Raw genomic sequence first — 17,314 nt, 5'->3', positions numbered from 1 at the left:
TTCCGGTTGAGTTCTTGTTTACAGACGCTCAATGATGCCAGCTGCGCCCTGGCCGGCGCCGACGCACATGGTGACCATGCCGTACTTGGCACCGGTGCGGCGCAGACCGTGGACCACCGAGGCCGCGCGGATCGCACCGGTCGCACCCAGCGGGTGGCCGAGGGCAATCGCGCCGCCGTTCGGGTTGACCTTGCTGCGGTCGAGCACGATGCCCTTGCTGTCCAGGTCGTTCAGCACGGCCAGCGATTGCGCGGCGAAGGCTTCGTTCAGCTCGATCCAGCCCAGGTCGGCGGCGCTGATGCCAGCCAGCTTCAACGCGGCGGGGATGGCCTCGATCGGGCCGATGCCCATGATCTCGGGCGGCACGCCGCGCACGGTGAACGAAACGAAACGGGCCAGCGGCGTCAGGCCGAAGCGCTTGACGGCGGCTTCAGAAGCCACGATCAGGGCGCCGGCGCCGTCAGAGGTCTGCGAGCTGTTGCCGGCGGTCACGCTGCCCTTGGCGGCGAACACCGGCTTCAGCTTGGCCAGGCCTTCGATGGAGGTGTCCTTGCGCGGACCTTCATCGATGGAGACGGTGCGCTTCTTCTCGCTGATCGAACCGTCCGCCAGATTGGGCGAGCGCTCGATGATCTCGAACGGCGTCATCTCGGCGGCGAAGTGGCCAGCTTCGATGGCGGCCAGCGCGCGGCGGTGAGATTCCAGCGAGAACGCGTCCTGGTCTTCGCGCGAGACCTTCCACTTCTCGGCGACCTTCTCGGCCGTCAGGCCCATGCCGTAGGCCAGGCCGATGTTCTCGTCGCGGGTGAAGATGGCCGGCGGCAGCGAGGGCTTGTTGCCGCCCATGGGCACCATGGACATCGATTCCACGCCGCCGGCGATCATCACCTCGGCTTCGCCGACACGGATGCGGTCCGCTGCCATCGCGAGGGCCGTGATGCCCGAAGCGCAGTAACGGTTCACCGTCACACCGCCGACCGTATTCGGCAGGCCGGAGAGGACTGCCGCCACGCGGGCGATGTTCATGCCCTGCTCGCCCTCGGGGAAGGAGCAGCCGATGATGGCGTCCTCGATGGCGGCGGGGTCAAGACCTGGCACCTGGGCCAGCGCGGCCTGGATGGCACGCGACAGCATCTCGTCCGGTCGGGTGTTCTTGTAATAACCACGGCCCGACTTGCCGATGGGCAGACGGGTGGCGGCGCAGATATAGGCTTCTTGAACTTGCTTGCTCATGATGTGTTTCCTTCGGGGCCGCCGGATCAGTTGCGCACCGGCTTGCCGGTTTGCAGCATGCCCATGATGCGTTCCTGGGTCTTGGGGTGGTCCAGCAGCGAGCAGAAATGCTTGCGCTCCAGCGACATCAGGTATTCCTCGTCGACCAGGGAGCCAGCCTCCACTTCACCGCCGCAGACCACGTCAGCGATCAGCGCAGCCAGGTGGAAGTCGTGCTGGCTGATGAAGCCGCCGTCACGCATATTGGCCAGCTGGCCCTTGATCGTGGCGATGCCCGAACGGCCGGCCACCGGGAACAAGGCCTTCTGCGGCGCACGGTAGCCCGACTCGTACAGGCCCTTGGCCTGCGCGGTGGCGATGTGCAGCAGCTCGTCCTTGTTGGCCACGATGATGTCGCTGTCCAGCAGGAAGCCGTTCTTGCGTGCTTCCAGGGCCGAGGTGGCCACCTTGGCCGTGGCGGCGGTGGTGAAGCCGTCCTTCAGGAAGGCGAAGATGTCCGCAGCCGCATTGCCCGCGTTGGCCATCTCGGCCGCGCGGCGGGCGATGTAGGTCAGGCCGCCAGCGCCCGGTATCAGGCCCACGCCCACTTCCACGAGGCCCACATAGCTTTCCATGTGCGCGACACGGCGGGCGCAATGCACAGCCAGCTCGCAGCCACCGCCCAGGGCCAGGCCGCGCATCGCGGCAACCACCGGCACATTGGCATAGCGGATGCTCAGCATCGCGTCCTGCAGTTTCTTCTCTTCCGGGGCGATGCCCTTGGAGCCCTTGCTCATGAAGACGGGCATCAGGGCCTCGAGGTTGGCGCCAGCCGAGAACACATCGTCCGGCGACCAGATCACCAGGCCCTTGTACTTGGCTTCAGCGATCTCGACAGCCTTCAAGAGGCCTTCGGTCACAGTCGGGCTGATCAGGTGCAGCTTGGCGGTGATCGAGGCGATCAGCACTTCGCCGTCCAGCGTCCAGACGCGCACCTCGTCGTTCTTGAACTCTTCGGTGCCGGCCTTCAGCGGCTCGACCGCGCCTTCGCCCACGAGGGATTCGGGGAACGCTTGACGCTCATAGACCGGCAGCTTGGCCCGCGGCTTGAACTTGCCTTCCGCAGCGCTCCAGGAGCCTTCCTTGGAATGCACACCACCGTTCTCGGCCACCGGGCCTTCCGTCACCCAAGCGGGCAGCGGTGCGCTCGAAAGCGTCTTGCCATCGGCGATGTCAGCCGAAATCCATTCGGCGACCTGCTTCCAGCCAGCCGCTTGCCACAGCTCGAACGGGCCTTGGCTGGTGCCGAATCCCCAGCGCATGGCGAAGTCGATCTCGCGCGCGGTGTCGGCCACGGTGTTCAGGTGCACGGCGGCGTAGTGGAAGCCATCGCGAAGGATGGACCACAGGAACTGGGCCTGCGGGTTGGTCGACTCGCGCAGCAGCTTGATGCGATCCGCCGCGGGCTTCTTCAGCATGCGGGCCACGATCTCGTCGGCCTTCTTGCCGCCGGCGACATATTCACCGGTGGCGAAGTCCAGGCGCTGGATGTCCTTGCCGACCTTCTTGTAGAAGCCGGCGCCGCTCTTCTGGCCGAGGGCGCCCTTCTCGATCAGGCCGGCCAGCACCTTGGGCGTGGCGTAGGTGCTGTAGAAGGGGTCGTCCTTCAGGTTGTCCTGCATCGTCTTGACGACGTGGGCCATGGTGTCCAGGCCCACCACGTCGGCGGTGCGGAAGGTGCCACTCGAGGCGCGGCCGAGCTTCTTGCCCGTCAGGTCGTCGACCACGTCGACGGACAGGCCGAACTTCTCGGCCTCGATCATCGTGGCCATCATGCCGGCGATGCCGACGCGGTTGGCCACGAAGTTGGGCGTGTCGTTGGCGCGCACGACGCCCTTGCCCACGGCCGTGGTCACGAAGCTCTCGAGTTGATCGATCACTTCCGGACGCGTGGTCGGCGTGTTGATCAGCTCCACCAGGTACATGTAGCGCGGCGGGTTGAAGAAATGGATGCCGCAGAAGCGCGGCTTGATTGCTTCGGGCAGCACTTCGCTGAGCTTGGTGATCGACAGGCCCGAGGTGTTCGAGGCCACGATGGCATGCGGTGCGACGAAGGGAGCGATCTTGGTATACAGATCGAGCTTCCAGTCCATGCGCTCGGCGATGGCCTCGATGATCAGGTCGCAGTCTTTCAGCAGCTCCAGGTGCTCTTCATAGTTGGCCTGCTGGATCAGCGCGGCGTTCTCGGGCACGCCGAGCGGCGCCGGCTTGAGCTTCTTCAAACCCTCGACGGCCTTGGTGACGATGCCGTTCTTCGGCCCCTCTTTCGCGGGAAGGTCGAACAGCACGACCGGCACCTTGACATTGACCAGATGGGCAGCGATCTGCGCGCCCATCACGCCAGCGCCGAGCACGGCGACTTTGCGGACTTGGAATCGACTCACGGAAGTTCTCCTGAAATTCTGAAAGGCTTTCTTTACTCGACGCGCACCCAGACCTGGGTGCGGTAGATGAAAGCGACATAGCCGCGCATCTCCATGCGCTTGCCACCATCGACCGGCTTCAGCCGGGTCTTGTAGGTCTTGCCGTTGTTGGGGTCGAGGATCTCGCCACCGCCCCACAAGCTCTTGTCGTCTGCGTCCTGCTTGACGCCACGGATGATCTGCAGGCCCACCACCGGCTTGTCCTTGCGGTCGTCCTTGCACTGGTCGCACTTGCCATCGGCCTTTGCGGCATCAAAGATCTTTTCGATGGTGCCGGTGTAAACGCCGTCTTTCTCAGTGATGCGCACCAGTGACTTCTCGGTCTTGCCGTCGTCGTCTATGGTCTTCCACAGGCCCACGGGCGTGGCCTGGGCGGCAGCGAGGCTGCTCAGGAGGCTCAGAGCGGCGGCGGTGATCAGTGCTTTCATCGGTGGTGTCTCCTGGTGTTGTAGCGGCCCGCATCTGTGGCGGGCCTGGGATCAATGAGGCAAGGACGCAAAAAGCTTGCGCAAGGATCAGAACAGCGCTTCGTCCATCTCCATCAGCGGGTTGAGGCCGGCACGGCAGCTGCGAATCAGCGATGCCGTCTCCGGCAGCAGCTTCGCAAAATAGAAGCGAGCCGTCGAGAGCTTGGCGGTGTAGAACGGGTCGCCGCTGTCCTTCTTTTGCAGGGCCACCTTGGCCATGCGGGCAAAGAAGTAGGCGAACGTCAGGTGGCCCACCACGCGCAGGTAGTCCACGGCGGCGGCGCCGACTTCATCCGGGTTGCCGAAGGCCTTCATGCCGATCTCGGTGGTCAGCTTGGTGACCTTGTCGCCGAGGTCCGCCAGCGGGTTGATGAACTCCTGCATGGCTTCATCGGTGCCCTCGTCTTCCACGAAGGTGGCGATCTTCTTGCCGAACTTCTTCAGCGTGGCGCCGTTGTTGCCGAGGATCTTGCGGCCCAGCAGGTCCAGCGACTGGATCGTGTTGGTGCCCTCGTAGATCATGTTGATGCGGGCGTCACGGACGAACTGCTCCATGCCCCACTCGTGGATGTAGCCATGGCCGCCGAACACCTGCATGCAGTGCGAGGTGGCGATCCAGCCGTTGTCGGTGATGAAGGCCTTGATGATGGGCGTCAGCAGGGCGACTTCAGCTTCGCATTCCTTGCGCTCGTCTTCGTCGTCCGAGCTCAGGGCCTTGTCCAGCTGCAGGCCGACATAGGTGTTCAGCGCGCGGCCGCCTTCGGCGTAGGCACGGGCGGTGAGCAGCATCTTGCGCACGTCGGGGTGCACGATGATGGGGTCGGCTGCCTTGTCGGGCGCCTTCGGGCCCGACAGCGAGCGCATCTGGATGCGGTCCTTGGCGTAGGCCACGGCGTTTTGATACGCCACTTCGGTCAGGCCCAGCGACTGGTTGCCCACGCCCAGACGGGCTGCATTCATCATCACGAACATCGCTGCCAGGCCCTTGTTGGGCTGGCCGACCATCGTGCCCACGGCGCCGTCCAGCACCATCTGGCAGGTCGAGTTGGCGTGGATGCCCATCTTGTGCTCGAGGCCTCCGCAATAGATGCCATTGCGCTCGCCCAGCGAGCCATCGGCATTCACATTGAACTTGGGCACGACGAAGAGCGAGATGCCCTTGGAGCCGGCCGGTGCGTCCGGCAGGCGGGCCAGCACCAGGTGGATGATGTTGGCGGCCATGTCGTGCTCGCCAGCCGAGATGAAGATCTTGGCGCCGGTGATCTTGTAGGTGCCGTCTGCCTGCGGCTCGGCCTTGCTGCGCAGCAGCCCCAAGTCGGTGCCGCAATGCGGCTCGGTCAGGCACATGGTGCCGGTCCATTCGCCGCTGGTCAGCTTGGGCAGGTAGGTGGCCTTCTGCTCCGGGGTGCCGTGGGCATGCAGGGCTTCATAGGCGCCGTGGCTCAGGCCCGGATACATGGTCCAGGCCTGGTTGGCCGAATTCAGCATCTCGTAGAAGGCCTGATTCACGATGACTGGCAGGCCCTGGCCGCCGTACTCCGGATCACAGCCGAGAGCCGCCCAGCCACCTTCCACGTACTTGGCATAGGCTTCCTTGAAGCCCTTGGGCGGGGTCACTTCGTGCGTGGTCTTGTCCAGCTTGCAACCTTCGGCGTCGCCGGAGAGGTTCAAGGGCATCAGCACCTCGGCGGCGAACTTGCCACCTTCTTCCAGGATGGCGTTGATGGTGTCCGCATCCGTATCGGCATGAGCCGGCAGCAGCTTCAGCTCGTCGACGACGTTCAGCACTTCGTGCATCACGAACTGCATGTCGCGCAGTGGCGGGTTGTACTGGGGCATGGTGGCTCCTCGGTTTGAATCTGGGGGTCAGGACCGCTTTTTGCCGGCGGTCGGTTCGGACTTTTGCGCGGCGGCGTCGGCTTTCAGGCCGGCCGGCGTTGCATAGAACTGGACGATGCGCTCGAAGCCCACACCGGCACGCGGCAAGGCGCCCGGGCTGCGCATGAAGCGCGCATCGTGATGAAGGGAAAGTATCAGGCCGTGCAGTTCAAACAGGATCTGCTCGACGTCGGCCGCCTCCTGCAGATGACCGACCTGCTTGGCCAGCACAATGGCCTTGTGCAGAGCGCCGTGCCAGGCTTGGACCATGGTGACCAGGGCATCGCGCACCGGGCCGGGCCGGTCGTCGAACTCGACGGCGCCGCTGATATAGATGCAGCCCGAATCGATTTCCACCGAGACGCGGCGCACCCAGCGCTCATAGAGCCCACGCAGGCGCGGCAGGCCACGCACTTCGCGGATCGCCGGAAAGAACACCTCTTCCTCGAACTTGGCGTGATACTCGCGCACCACGGCGATCTGCAGTTCCTCGCGCGAGCCGAAATGGGCAAACACGCCGGACTTGCTCATCTTGGTCACATCGGCCAGGGCGCCGATCGACAGGCCCTCCAGCCCCATGTGCGAGGCCAGGCCCAGCGCAGCCTCCAGGATGGCGGCACGGGTCTGCTGGCCCTTCTGCAGCGAGCGGGCCACGCGACGCGGGGCGCTGGCGGCTTTGGGCGGGTTGGACGGCAGGGCTGACACGGCAGGATGGATCCGGGAAGCGGGGCTCGGGCCCGAATAATAAAACGAACGGTCGTTCTATTTTGCAGAAAGCCGATCAAGCTGCCGCATGGAATCCGTGCATTTTTTAGGGGATGGCGCCTAGCCGGGCCCAGCCCAGGCGCACATGCCCCGGCCGCTCTTGACCATTTGATGACCCCGGGCCGTGGCATTTGCAGCGGCACGACAGGCCGCATGCTCATGGCTGCTGCTATTGAGTCAGCGCGCACTCTTGCAGTACGCTGCGGCCCAGGAGGTTCACGCTGTGGATGTTCTGCAACTGGATGTCTCGGGCCGTCCGCAGGCCTGGATCACGACCAAGGAAGCCGCCGTGATCTATGCCAGCGATGGCATTGCCTGGACGCTCGGCGACCCCTGCCAGGTGATGCGCGGCGGCCTGCAGCGCCGCACGGGCATGCAGTCCCGCATCGAGGTGCACCCCATCATCGCGGTGCGCGGGGCCGTCCCCAGCCGGGCCTGGCGCCAGACGCCGGCCTTGACCAATCCCAAGCTCTTCACACGCGACCGCCAGGTCTGCGCTTACTGCGGCCACCGCCACCACAGCGAAGACCTGACCCGTGAGCACATCATCCCGACCTCGCGCGGCGGCGCGGACAGCTGGATGAACTGCATCACCGCCTGCCGAGGCTGCAACGGACGCAAGGGTGCGCGCCTGCCCGAAGAGGCTCATATGAGCCTGCTCTACCTGCCCTATGTGCCCAGTCTGCACGAGGACATGATCCTGCGTGGCCGCCGCATCCTGGCCGATCAGATGGAGTTCCTGCTGGCCAGCGTGCCGCGCTCCAGCCGGCTCTATGCCTGAAGTCATGGCGCATCCGTAAAGACTTGTAAGTCGGTCAACGGGCGCAAAATGAGTGCCGTTGGGGGCGCGTGACCCCTCGGAGCTCTCCCATGAAATTCCTCATTTCCGCCCTGACGCTTGCCGCCGTAGCCACGCTCTCGGCCTGCTCGACGACCAATCCGGACGTGGTCCAGCGCGGCGACGCGCAGCGCCTATCGCTGGTGCAGGACGCCACCGTGCTGTCGGTACGCCCTGTTGTTGTCGATGGCACGCAGAGCGGCATCGGCGGCACAGCCGGCGCAGTGACCGGCGCCATAGCCGGCTCCTCAGTCGGTGGCCGCCGTGAAGGCCAGATCGTTGGCGTGATCGGCGCCGTGGCCGGAGCCGTCATCGGCAATGCCATTGAACGCAATGCCACCCGAGAAGAAGCCATCGAGATCCTGCTGCAGATGCGCAACGGCGAGCGCCGCTCGGTGGTCCAGGCCAAGGGCGAAGAGCACTTCGCCCCCGGCGAGCCGGTGATCCTCACCACCACCGGTGGCAAGACACGCGTCACTCGGGCCCCGGTCGTGCAGCAAAGCGCCACCACGCCCGCTCGTTAATCAGCAGGCGCCGAGAAGGCGCCTCATGGTTGAATGGCCGCTCCCTCAGCAAAGACGGAGCGGCTTTCACCATGGCAGCAGGCGCAAACAAGGTTCTGGTCGCACAAGGTGGCGGCCCGACGGCGGTGATCAACCAGTCCCTGGCCGGCGTCGTGCTTGAAGCGCGGCGGCATCTTGGCATCGAACGGGTCTATGGCGCCCGCCACGGCGTGCGCGGCATCATCAATGAAGACTTCGTCGATCTCACCTCCGAGACCAGCCACAACCTGGAGCTGATCGCCGCCACGCCCTCCTCCGCGCTGGGCTCGACGCGAGACAAACCCGACATCGCCTACTGCCAGCAGATCTTCAAGGTCCTGCAGGCGCACGGCATCGGCTACTTTTTCTACATCGGCGGCAACGATTCGTCGGACACCGTGCGCATCGTCAGCGAGGAGGCGGCCAAGGCCCGCTACCCACTGCGCTGCGTCCACATCCCGAAGACGATAGACAACGACCTGGTCGGCAACGACCACACGCCCGGCTTCCCATCGGCGGCGCGCTTCGTGGCCCAGGCTTTTGCCGGTGCCAACCTCGACAACGCCTCCCTGCCCGGCATCTACCTCGCCGTGGTGATGGGCCGCCACGCAGGCTTCCTCACTGCGGCCTCGGCCCTGGGCAAGAAATTCCCCGATGACGGCCCGCACCTGATCTACCTGCCCGAGCGCGTTTTCTCGCTGGAGAAGTTCCTGGCTGATGTGAAAGCGACATACGAGCGCTACGGCCGCTGCGTGATCGCGGTCTCGGAAGGCATCCACGACGCCTCCGGCGAGCCGATTGCCGCTCAGCTCGCCAAGGACCTGGAACGCGATGCCCACGGCAACGTGCAGCTCTCGGGCTCGGGCGCGCTCGCCGATCTGCTGTGCGAGGAGATCAAGAGCAAGCTGAAGATCAAGCGCGTGCGCGGCGACACCTTTGGCTACTTGCAGCGCAGCTTTGTCGGCTGCGTGTCGGACGTGGATCAGCGCGAGGCCCGCGAAGTCGGCGAGAAGGCTGTGCAATACGCGATGTGGGGTGATGCAAGCGGGCGCACCTCAGGCTCGATCGCCATCAAGCGCACCGGTTTCTATTCGGTCGACTACGAGCTGCTGCCGCTGGATGCCGTGGCCGGCAAGACTCGCACCATGGAAGACGCCTTCATCAGCGAGAGCGGCACCGACGTGACCGATGCCTTCCGCATGTACCTGCGTCCACTGCTGGGGTCGGGCATGCCGGAGGCATTCCGGCTGCGGTCGAATCCGGTGTCAAAGGTGCTGGCTGGGAGCGACCCTCAGGGCCAAAGCAAAGGATCAGCCTAGAAGCGACCGCAAACCATGCGCCCAGACAGCGGCACCTGGCTCCAATCGGTCACCACATGTGTGCGAACAGCGGCGTCTCGACCAGCGGGAGGCCGGCCGCATGCCAAGCGTCAACACCGCCCCGGTACCAGTAAACGTGCTCGTAGCCCGCCTGCTTCAAGCGCAGCGCTGCATTCCATGACAGCCAGCACTCCCGGTTCGAGCAATAGCTGACGATGGGCGTGTCCTTGCGTGGCGCCAGGCTACGCATGGCAAGCAGGAACTGGCTGTCTATCACCTTGTTCAGCTCGCCCTGCTCCCAGCCACCGCCATAGATCCAGGTCGCCTTGGGCAGCGTGCTGCGGGTGAGGCTCCTGGAGTGCAGAACGTCCAAGACAACCAGGCGCTTCTCGGACTTGTAGAGCTTGACCAGGGCATCCGTCTCGATCCGCTCGGCACCGTCAGGCGCTGCCAGCGGCGTGAGGCCATGGACTTCCTTCCCCGGGCGCAAGCCCGCCGGGGTGGCGACCTGATAGTCGACCGCTTCGTCCGCAAAGCGCTTGCCACCAAGTCCTGCGGGAAGCTTGGCCACGGCCCTTGCAGACTCCTGAGCTGTCTTGGCATAGCTGCCAAACATCTCGGTCTTGTCCGCAAGCCAGATACGGCAAGGCACCTTGTGCTCCGCCAGGCAAGCCGACGACGCAACGCGGGCAGCCTCATCAACCGAGTTCCGCCCAAACACCGCCGAGAAGCGCTGACCGTCGGCGCTGACGACGAAAGCCTTGTGCTCAGCTGCGGGCACGAACTGCTTGAAATAGCCCTCCTTCGCAACCTCGGGAAGCTGTGGAGGGAACTTGGGCTGGGAAAACTGTGCCGAGGCCAGGGACGACAACGACAGGCCCGCCAGGCACATCACGGTCAGAGCTGCAAATCTCATCGTTGGCATGGGCGCGGCGGCCTGAAAGCAGGAAATCTTTGGTAGGCCGTGCAGGACTTGAACCTGCGACCAAAGGATTATGAGTCCTCTGCTCTAACCAACTGAGCTAACGGCCCCCGGGGAAGCGCGCGATTGTATAGGGCGGGCGAGGCCTACTTGCTGTGGGCCGACAAGGCCTGGCTGACCATGCGCGAGGTGATGTCGACGATCTGGATCATGCGGTCGTAGGCCATGCGGGTGGGGCCGATCACGCCGAGGGTGCCGACCACCTGGCCGTCGATTTCGTAGGGCGCAGAGACGACCGACAGTTCCTCATAGGGAACGACCTGGCTCTCGCCGCCGATGTAGATGCGCACGCCCTCGGCACGGCTAGAGACGTCGAGCAGGCGCATCAGCTGGGTCTTCTCCTCGAACAGGCCGAACAGCCGGCGCAGGCTGCCGAGGTCATTGCTGAAGTCCTGCACGGTCAGCAGATTGCGCTCGCCAGAGATGATCAGATGCTCCTCACTGCCAGCCATGGCGTCGGTGCCGGCCTGGACGGCGGCTTGCATCAGCAGGGCAATCTCGCCCCGCAGCTCGTCCACCTCGTTCTTCAGCCGCTCGCGCACCGCCTCCAGCGTGAGGCCGGCGTAATGGGCATTCAGACGATTGCTGGCCTCGGCCAGCTCAATCTGGCTCAGGTCCTGGGCGGTGAAAATCACGCGGTTCTGCACATCGCCGTCGGGCGAAACCATGATGACCAGCACGCGGCGGTCGCCCAGGCGCAAAAACTCGATGTGGTGAAAAACACTGGCCTTGCGCGGCGCGGTCACGACGCCGACAAAACTGGAAAGGTTGGACAGCAGATTGGCCGCGCTGGTGATCACGCGCTGCGGCTGGTCCGGCTGCAGCTGCTGCTCCAGCGGCTTCGCCTCCATCAGGCCGGGCTGGGCCGTCAGCATGGTGTCGACGAAGAGTCGGTAGCCGCGCGCCGTTGGGATGCGGCCGGCCGAAGTGTGCGGGCTGGCGATCAGGCCCAGCTCCTCGAGGTCGGCCATCACGTTGCGAATGGTGGCCGGCGAAAGCTCCAGACCCGAGGCCTTGGACAGGGTGCGGGAACCCACGGGCTGGCCGTCCGCGATATAGCGTTCGACCAGGGTTTTCAGCAGGGATTTGGAGCGCTCGTCCAGCATGCTTTCGATTGTACGGACCCTCGCCACGCCGCCTCTTCGGGACAAGCCCCTGTGGTGTAATTCCTCCCATGGCCAAGCGTTTTCGACATGTGGCAATCGTGGGCAAACATCAGGCGCGTGGCATACGCCCGCTGCTTGAGGAAATTGCCGAGTTCGTGACCGACCTGGGCCTCGACGTCTCGTTGGAGCTCGAGACGGCCGAGAACACCGGCATCACCGACTATGAGGCGCTCAGCCCCGACCAGCTTGGTGCGGATTGCGACCTGGCCATCGTGGTCGGCGGCGACGGCACCATGCTCGGCTTTGCCCGCCAGATGGCAAGACATGGCACCCCGCTGGTCGGCATCAACCAGGGCCGCCTGGGTTTCATCACCGACATCTCGATCGAGCATTTCCGCGAAGCGCTGGCGCCCATCCTCGCCGGCGACTACGAAATGGAGAAACGCGCTGTACTGGAAGGCGCGGTCTGGCGCGATGGCGAATCGATCTTCGAAGGCCTGGCGCTCAACGACGTGGTGGTGAGCCGCGGCGCCACCGCCAGCATGGTGGAGCTGCGGGTCCAGGTCGGCGAGGAATTCGTGGCCAATATGCGGGCAGACGGCGTGATCGTCTCCTCGCCCACCGGCTCCACGGCCTACTCGCTGTCGGCCGGCGGCCCCATCCTGCATCCGAGCATCGCTGGCTGGGTGCTGGTGCCCATCGCCTCGCATGCGCTGTCCAACCGCCCCATCGTGTTGCCCGACCAGGGCGGCGTGCTGCTCGAGATCGTGGCTGGCCGCGACGCTAGTGTGAACTTCGACATGCAGAGCCTCGCCAGTCTGCTGCACGGCGACCGCATCAGCGTGCGCCGCTCAGAGCACCAGGTCTGCTTCCTACATCCCAAGGGCTGGAGCTATTACGCCACGCTGCGTCGCAAGCTGCGCTGGTATGAGGGAGTGGCCTGATGCTGCGCCGCCTGTCGCTCAGAGATTTCGTCATCGTTCCCAGCCTCGAGCTGGACTTCGCCGCCGGCTTTGCCGCGCTCACCGGCGAGACCGGCGCCGGCAAGTCCATCCTGATCGATGCATTGCAGCTGGCGCTAGGCAGCCGGGGCGATGCAGGCGTGGTGCGCGAGGGCGCGGCCCGAGCCGAGATCACCGCCGAGTTCGACCGCCCGGCCAGCCTTTTCGTCTGGCTCGATGAAGCCGGCTTCGATGCCGAATCCGACAGCCTGCTCTTCCGGCGCGTGATCGATGCGCAAGGCAAGAGCCGCGCCTGGATCAACGGCAGCGCCGCCACCGTGGCCCAGCTGCGCGAGCTGGCCGATCACCTGGTGGACATCCACGGCCAGCATGCCTGGCAAGGCCTGACCCGCGCGCCTTCAGTGCGTGCGCTGCTCGATGCTTACGCCGGCTTGAGCACCGCAGCACTTGGCAAGTCCTACGGTGATTGGCGCGCCGCCAGCGAGAAGCTGGAAGCGGCGCAGAGCCGCTCGGCCGAGCTCGCACGCGAACATGAGCGCCTGGCCTGGCAGATCACCGAGCTGGACCGACTCGCGCCGGGCGAGCAGGAATGGGAAGAGCTGAATGGCGAGCACCAGCGCCTGTCACACGCCGCCTCGCTGATGGATGCCGCGCGCGGCGCGCTGGATGCGCTGAGCGAAGCCGACACCAGCGCCGAGCGCCTGACCGAGCGCGCGCTAGATGGCTTGCAAGCCGTGCTGGGCTACGACCCACGCCTGCAAGGCGCCGTCGAGGCCCTGCAAGGCGCACAGGCGCAGATGCAGGACGCCGTCCACACCCTGAGTTCCTACCTGCATGGCGCCGAGCAGGAGCCCGAGCGGCTGCAGCAGCTGGACGAGCGCCTGTCGGCCTGGATGCAGATGGCACGCCGCTACCGCCGGCCGCCGGCCGAGTTGCCCGCGCTCTTGAATGAATGGAAGTCCGAGCTGCAGCAGCTCGAAGCTGCCACCGACCTGGCCGCACTGGAGCAGGCCCAGGCGGCCGCGCGCAAGGCCTTCGAGCAGGAAGCCAAGCGGGTCAGCGTGGCACGTGCCAAGGCGGCACCGCAGCTGTCGGCTGCCGTGAGTCAGGCCATGCAGCAGCTGGGCATGGCGGGCGGCCGCTTCGAGATCGCGCTGCTGCCGCAGGAGCAGCCGCAGAGCTTCGGTCTCGAATCGGCGGAATTCCTGGTCGCGGGCCATGCGGGCAGCACGCCGCGGCCCTTGGCCAAGGTGGCCTCGGGCGGCGAGCTCTCGCGCATCGCGCTGGCCATTGCCGTCACCACCTGCCAGCTCGATGGCCAGGCCGCCGGCACGCTGATCTTTGACGAAATCGATGCCGGCGTCGGCGGCGCCGTGGCCGAGACTGTGGGCCGGCTGATGAAGCAGCTGGGCCGCTCGTCCCAGGTGCTGGCCGTCACCCACCTGCCCCAGGTTGCCGCCTGTGCCGACCAGCATTACGTGGTGTCCAAGGCCTTGCACCAGGGCGTCACCTGCAGCGATGTGCAGCCGGTCGCCGGCGAGGCCCGCGTGGCCGAGATCGCCCGCATGCTGGGCGGCGAACGTCTTTCTTCCACCAGCCTCGCGCATGCGCAGGAGATGCTGACGCTCTCCGCCAAGCCGGCCAAGGCCGCCAAATCATGATCAGCACCAGCCCCGCTCCCTTGATCGACATCGGCGTGAGCCCCACCGGCGCGGCCGACCTGGTGCTGCTCACCGGCATGTCGGGTGGCGGCAAGTCCGTGGCCATGCATGCGCTGGAAGACGCCGGTTTCTTCTGCGTGGACAACCTGCCGCCCGAGCTGCTGCCGCAGTTCCTGATGCTGGAAGAGCGCCGCGGCAAGCGCCGCGTGGCGATTGCCGTCGACGTGCGCAGCGCGGGCTCGCTGCCGCATCTGCTGCCGCTGATCAAGCAGTTGCGCAGCGAGGGCACGGCCGTGCGCTCGATCTTCCTGGATGCCAACACCGAGGCGCTGATGCGGCGCTTCTCCGAGACGCGCCGCCCTCATCCGCTGCGTCAGGACGAGAACTCGCTGGACGACAACCACCGCGCCCTGCTCGACGCCATTCAGCTGGAGCGCGAACTGCTGGCCGCGCTGCGGGTCGAGTCCACCGTCATCGACACCAGCCTCCTGCGCCCAGCCCAGCTGCGCGCATGGGTGCGAGACCTGGTGGCGGTCAAGGGCGAATCGCTGACCCTGGTGTTCGAATCATTCGCCTTCAAGCACGGCGTGCCGAGCGACGCCGATTTCGTCTTTGACGTGCGCGTGCTGCCCAACCCCTACTACGACCGCGAATTGCGGCCACTCACCGGCCGCGACAAACCGGTGGCCGAGTACCTGGAAGACCAGCCCGAGGTGCGATTGATGCTGGCACAGATCGGCGCCTTCATCGGCCAGTGGCTGCCGGCCTTTGCGGCCGACCAGCGCAGCTACCTGACCATTGCCATCGGCTGCACCGGAGGCCAGCACCGCTCGGTCTATCTGGTGGAGACGCTGACGCGCCAGTTCGCCTATCACGGCCAGGTGCTCAAGCGGCACCGCGAACTGGACTACCGCTAAAGGCTCAGCCCGCCTGCCGCGACTGCGCGCCCGAGAACAGCATCGCCAGCAGGACCGCGGAGGCGATGGGCGTGAACACGATGAGCAGCAGCAGCCAGGGCATCATGCGCCGGCCGCTGATCTTGAGGCACTGGGCCATGAAGACCAGATGGGCGAGCCAGCCGCCCGCAATGCCGAGGCTCAGCATCGTGGCTTTCACGGCCGAGATCTCTTCATCGCCACCATTCGCGACCACCAGCAGGCCCAGGCACGCGCCGGCCACCAGCAGGGCGATCAGGGCCCACTCAACCGCATTCTTCAGGGCAGGATTCATGGCTCGCTCGTCTCCTCAGGCCAGCAATTTCTTCAGCGGCGCCGGCAGGGCATAGCTCGCCAGCCGCTCACGCGCCACCCATTGTCCTTCGGCCATGGCGGCATGGCCATTGGTCAGCATCGCCCGGCGAGGATGCAGCACCCAGTCGAAATGCGTCAGCGCATGTTCGATGCGCGGCAGCACTTCGGGCTCGCCCTCCAGGTCTCGCGTGGCCTGCTTGAGCGCAGCCTCGTCATCGAACAGCGGCAGCGTCCACAGCCCGGCCCAAACGCCGGTCTCGGGCCGCTGCTGCAAGAGCACCTCGCCGGCCGGGTTCTCCAGCCACAGCCACCAGTTCTCGCGCCGACCGCGCTTGAGCTTGCGGGTCCTGACCGGGTAGCGCTCGGCCTCGCCGGCCGCGCGCGCGGCGCAGAGCTCGGAGGCCGGGCACAGCAGGCATTGAGGCGAGCGGGTCGAGCAGATGCTGGAGCCCAGGTCCATCAGGCCTTGCGTGTAGGCCGTGATGCCCTCCGTCGGCAGCAAGGCCTCGGCGTGGCGCCACAACAGCTTCTCCTGCGCGCTGCTGGCCAGGTCGCCATCGAAAGCCAGCAGGCGCGACAGCACCCGCTTCACGTTGCCATCGAGAATGGCCACGCGCTCGCCGAAGCAGAAGGCGGCGATGGCGGCAGCGGTAGAACGCCCGATGCCGGGCAACTCAGCCAGCTCCGCCGCCGTCCGCGGAAAGGCGCCATCGGCCCGCGCCGCCACCACCACGGCGCAGCGGTGCAGGTTGCGCGCCCGGCTGTAGTAGCCGAGGCCCTGCCACATGGCCAGTACTTCGTCGAGCGAAGCAGCAGCCAGGTCAGCCACCGTGGGGAAGCGCTGCAGAAAGCGCTGGTAGTAGGCCAGCACCGTCGTCACCTGGGTCTGCTGCAGCATGATTTCGCTGAGCCAGACGCGGTAGGGGTCCTGCGTGTTCTGCCAGGGCAGCTCATGCCGCCCGTGCTTGCGCTGCCAGGCCACCAGCAAGGGGCCGAAGTCCAGCGGCAGGTTCGTCGTCGTCATCGGTTTCAGCGTTTCTGGCATGAGGGACAAAAGAAGGTGGAACGCTGGCCCTGGACGATGCGCTTGATCTTGCTCCCGCAGCGCAGGCAGGCCAGGCCTTCGCGGCCGTAGACCTCGGCCTGCATCTGGAAGCTGCCGGCCACGCCATGGGCATCCTTGAAGTCCCGCAGCGTGGTGCCGCCGGCCTCCAGCGCCTGCGCCAGCACGGCGCGCACCGCATCGGCCAGGCGGGCGCAGCGGGGGCGGCTGAGCTTGTGGGCAGGGGTGCGAGGGTCGATGCCGGCGCGGAACAAGGCTTCGCAGGCGTAGACATTGCCGGCGCCGACGACGATGTCTCCGGCCAGCAGCGCCAGCTTCACCGCCACCTTGCGGCCGGCCAGGCCGGCATGCAGGTGGGCGCCGTCGAAGCGGGCGTCGAAGGGCTCCAGGCCCAGGTTGGAAAGCAGCTTGGCGGCAGGGTCATCTTCCAGCGAGGGCGACCACACGACGGCGCCAAAGCGGCGCGGATCGGTCAGGCGCAACACGCCCCGATCGGTGCGCAGATCGAAATGGTCATGCGGCCCCGGCTCGGCCGCCGTGGCCGAGAAATTCAGCGAGCCCGACATGCCCAGGTGCATCAGCAAACCGCCCTGCCCCAGCGGCAGCCACAGGTACTTGCCCCTGCGCTGAGCCTGCCCGACCCACTCGCCGCGCAGCTGTGCAGGCTCGATGCCGAGTGGCCAGCGCAGCGGCTTTCCGAGGCGCACAGACTCGACCCGCGCACCGGCAATGGCGTCGGCAAACGAACGGCGGGTGACTTCAACCTCGGGCAATTCAGGCATGGCG

At 66.0% G+C, this 17,314-nt stretch carries 16 protein-coding genes and 1 tRNA gene; 6 read left to right on the top strand and 11 right to left on the bottom strand.

What is annotated here, in order from left to right; translation table 11 throughout:
• Positions 1-18 precede the first annotated feature (18 nt).
• The 5 genes from J7U46_RS19145 to J7U46_RS19125 form a co-directional block, all read right to left on the bottom strand.
• Positions 19-1,233, bottom strand: a complete 1,215-nt coding sequence (locus tag J7U46_RS19145) for an acetyl-CoA C-acyltransferase (RefSeq protein WP_282828714.1) — start codon at positions 1,231-1,233, stop codon at positions 19-21.
• Between the two features lie 26 nt (positions 1,234-1,259).
• The gene (locus J7U46_RS19140) at positions 1,260-3,656 is read right to left on the bottom strand and encodes a 3-hydroxyacyl-CoA dehydrogenase/enoyl-CoA hydratase family protein (protein ID WP_282828712.1); all 2,397 of its coding nucleotides are present in this window, start codon (positions 3,654-3,656) and stop codon (positions 1,260-1,262) included.
• A 32-nt stretch (positions 3,657-3,688) separates the two neighbouring features.
• On the bottom strand, positions 3,689-4,123 hold the full coding sequence (locus J7U46_RS19135) for a DUF2147 domain-containing protein (RefSeq protein ID WP_282828710.1): 435 nt from the start codon (positions 4,121-4,123) through the stop codon (positions 3,689-3,691).
• A gap of 87 nt (positions 4,124-4,210) precedes the next feature.
• On the bottom strand, positions 4,211-6,001 hold the full coding sequence (locus tag J7U46_RS19130) for an acyl-CoA dehydrogenase C-terminal domain-containing protein (protein WP_282828708.1): 1,791 nt from the start codon (positions 5,999-6,001) through the stop codon (positions 4,211-4,213).
• A gap of 27 nt (positions 6,002-6,028) precedes the next feature.
• On the bottom strand, positions 6,029-6,736 hold the full coding sequence (locus J7U46_RS19125) for a TetR/AcrR family transcriptional regulator (RefSeq protein ID WP_282828793.1): 708 nt from the start codon (positions 6,734-6,736) through the stop codon (positions 6,029-6,031).
• 292 nt (positions 6,737-7,028) lie between these two features.
• On the opposite strand from J7U46_RS19125, the gene J7U46_RS19120 reads away from it, so the two are divergent.
• The 3 genes from J7U46_RS19120 (at position 7,029) to J7U46_RS19110 (ending at position 9,504) form a co-directional block, all read left to right on the top strand.
• Positions 7,029-7,586 (top strand): HNH endonuclease, encoded by a 558-nt coding sequence (locus tag J7U46_RS19120; protein ID WP_282828706.1) that lies wholly within the window; start codon positions 7,029-7,031, stop codon positions 7,584-7,586.
• 89 nt (positions 7,587-7,675) lie between these two features.
• Positions 7,676-8,167, top strand: coding sequence for a glycine zipper domain-containing protein (locus J7U46_RS19115; RefSeq protein ID WP_282828704.1), 492 nt, complete (start codon positions 7,676-7,678; stop codon positions 8,165-8,167).
• A 71-nt stretch (positions 8,168-8,238) separates the two neighbouring features.
• Positions 8,239-9,504, top strand: coding sequence for a 6-phosphofructokinase (locus J7U46_RS19110; RefSeq protein ID WP_282828703.1), 1,266 nt, complete (start codon positions 8,239-8,241; stop codon positions 9,502-9,504).
• Positions 9,505-9,553: 49 nt separating this feature from the next.
• On the opposite strand, the gene J7U46_RS19105 is transcribed toward J7U46_RS19110, so the two are convergent.
• The 3 genes from J7U46_RS19105 to hrcA form a co-directional block, all read right to left on the bottom strand.
• A complete protein-coding gene (locus J7U46_RS19105; RefSeq protein WP_282828700.1) occupies positions 9,554-10,429 on the bottom strand; it encodes a rhodanese-like domain-containing protein in 876 nt (291 codons plus the stop codon).
• A gap of 30 nt (positions 10,430-10,459) precedes the next feature.
• Positions 10,460-10,536, bottom strand: a tRNA-Ile gene (locus tag J7U46_RS19100).
• A gap of 36 nt (positions 10,537-10,572) precedes the next feature.
• On the bottom strand, positions 10,573-11,592 hold the full coding sequence (gene hrcA, locus J7U46_RS19095) for a heat-inducible transcriptional repressor HrcA (protein WP_282828698.1): 1,020 nt from the start codon (positions 11,590-11,592) through the stop codon (positions 10,573-10,575).
• A gap of 68 nt (positions 11,593-11,660) precedes the next feature.
• On the opposite strand from hrcA, the gene J7U46_RS19090 reads away from it, so the two are divergent.
• The 3 genes from J7U46_RS19090 to rapZ are packed head-to-tail and all read left to right on the top strand — an operon-like array spanning position 11,661 to position 15,132.
• A complete protein-coding gene (locus J7U46_RS19090) occupies positions 11,661-12,536 on the top strand; it encodes an NAD kinase (RefSeq protein ID WP_282828696.1) in 876 nt (291 codons plus the stop codon).
• Complete coding sequence (gene recN, locus J7U46_RS19085; RefSeq protein WP_282828695.1) at positions 12,536-14,215, top strand: DNA repair protein RecN; 1,680 nt, start codon at positions 12,536-12,538, stop codon at positions 14,213-14,215. Before J7U46_RS19090 ends, recN begins: the two co-directional genes overlap by 1 nt.
• The gene (rapZ, locus tag J7U46_RS19080; protein ID WP_282828694.1) at positions 14,212-15,132 is read left to right on the top strand and encodes an RNase adapter RapZ; all 921 of its coding nucleotides are present in this window, start codon (positions 14,212-14,214) and stop codon (positions 15,130-15,132) included. Before recN ends, rapZ begins: the two co-directional genes overlap by 4 nt.
• A 4-nt stretch (positions 15,133-15,136) precedes the next feature.
• Here the strand turns inward: rapZ and J7U46_RS19075 are convergent, their stop codons facing one another.
• Genes J7U46_RS19075 through mutM form a run of 3 tightly spaced genes read right to left on the bottom strand, consistent with a single transcriptional unit; the run spans position 15,137 to position 17,310 of the window.
• Positions 15,137-15,445 (bottom strand): hypothetical protein, encoded by a 309-nt coding sequence (locus J7U46_RS19075; protein ID WP_282828691.1) that lies wholly within the window; start codon positions 15,443-15,445, stop codon positions 15,137-15,139.
• Positions 15,446-15,460: 15 nt separating this feature from the next.
• Entirely contained in the window at positions 15,461-16,489 is a 1,029-nt protein-coding gene (gene mutY / locus J7U46_RS19070; protein ID WP_282828689.1) for an A/G-specific adenine glycosylase, read from the bottom strand.
• A gap of 5 nt (positions 16,490-16,494) precedes the next feature.
• Positions 16,495-17,310 carry a bifunctional DNA-formamidopyrimidine glycosylase/DNA-(apurinic or apyrimidinic site) lyase gene (gene mutM / locus J7U46_RS19065; protein WP_282828687.1) on the bottom strand — a complete coding sequence of 272 codons (816 nt, stop codon included), beginning with the start codon at positions 17,308-17,310 and terminating at the stop codon, positions 16,495-16,497.
• Positions 17,311-17,314 lie beyond the last annotated feature (4 nt).

The organism is Pelomonas sp. V22 (assembly GCF_030014915.1).
Lineage (GTDB): Bacteria > Pseudomonadota > Gammaproteobacteria > Burkholderiales > Burkholderiaceae_C > JAUASW01.
This window is presented reverse-complemented; position numbering and strand designations above follow the sequence as displayed.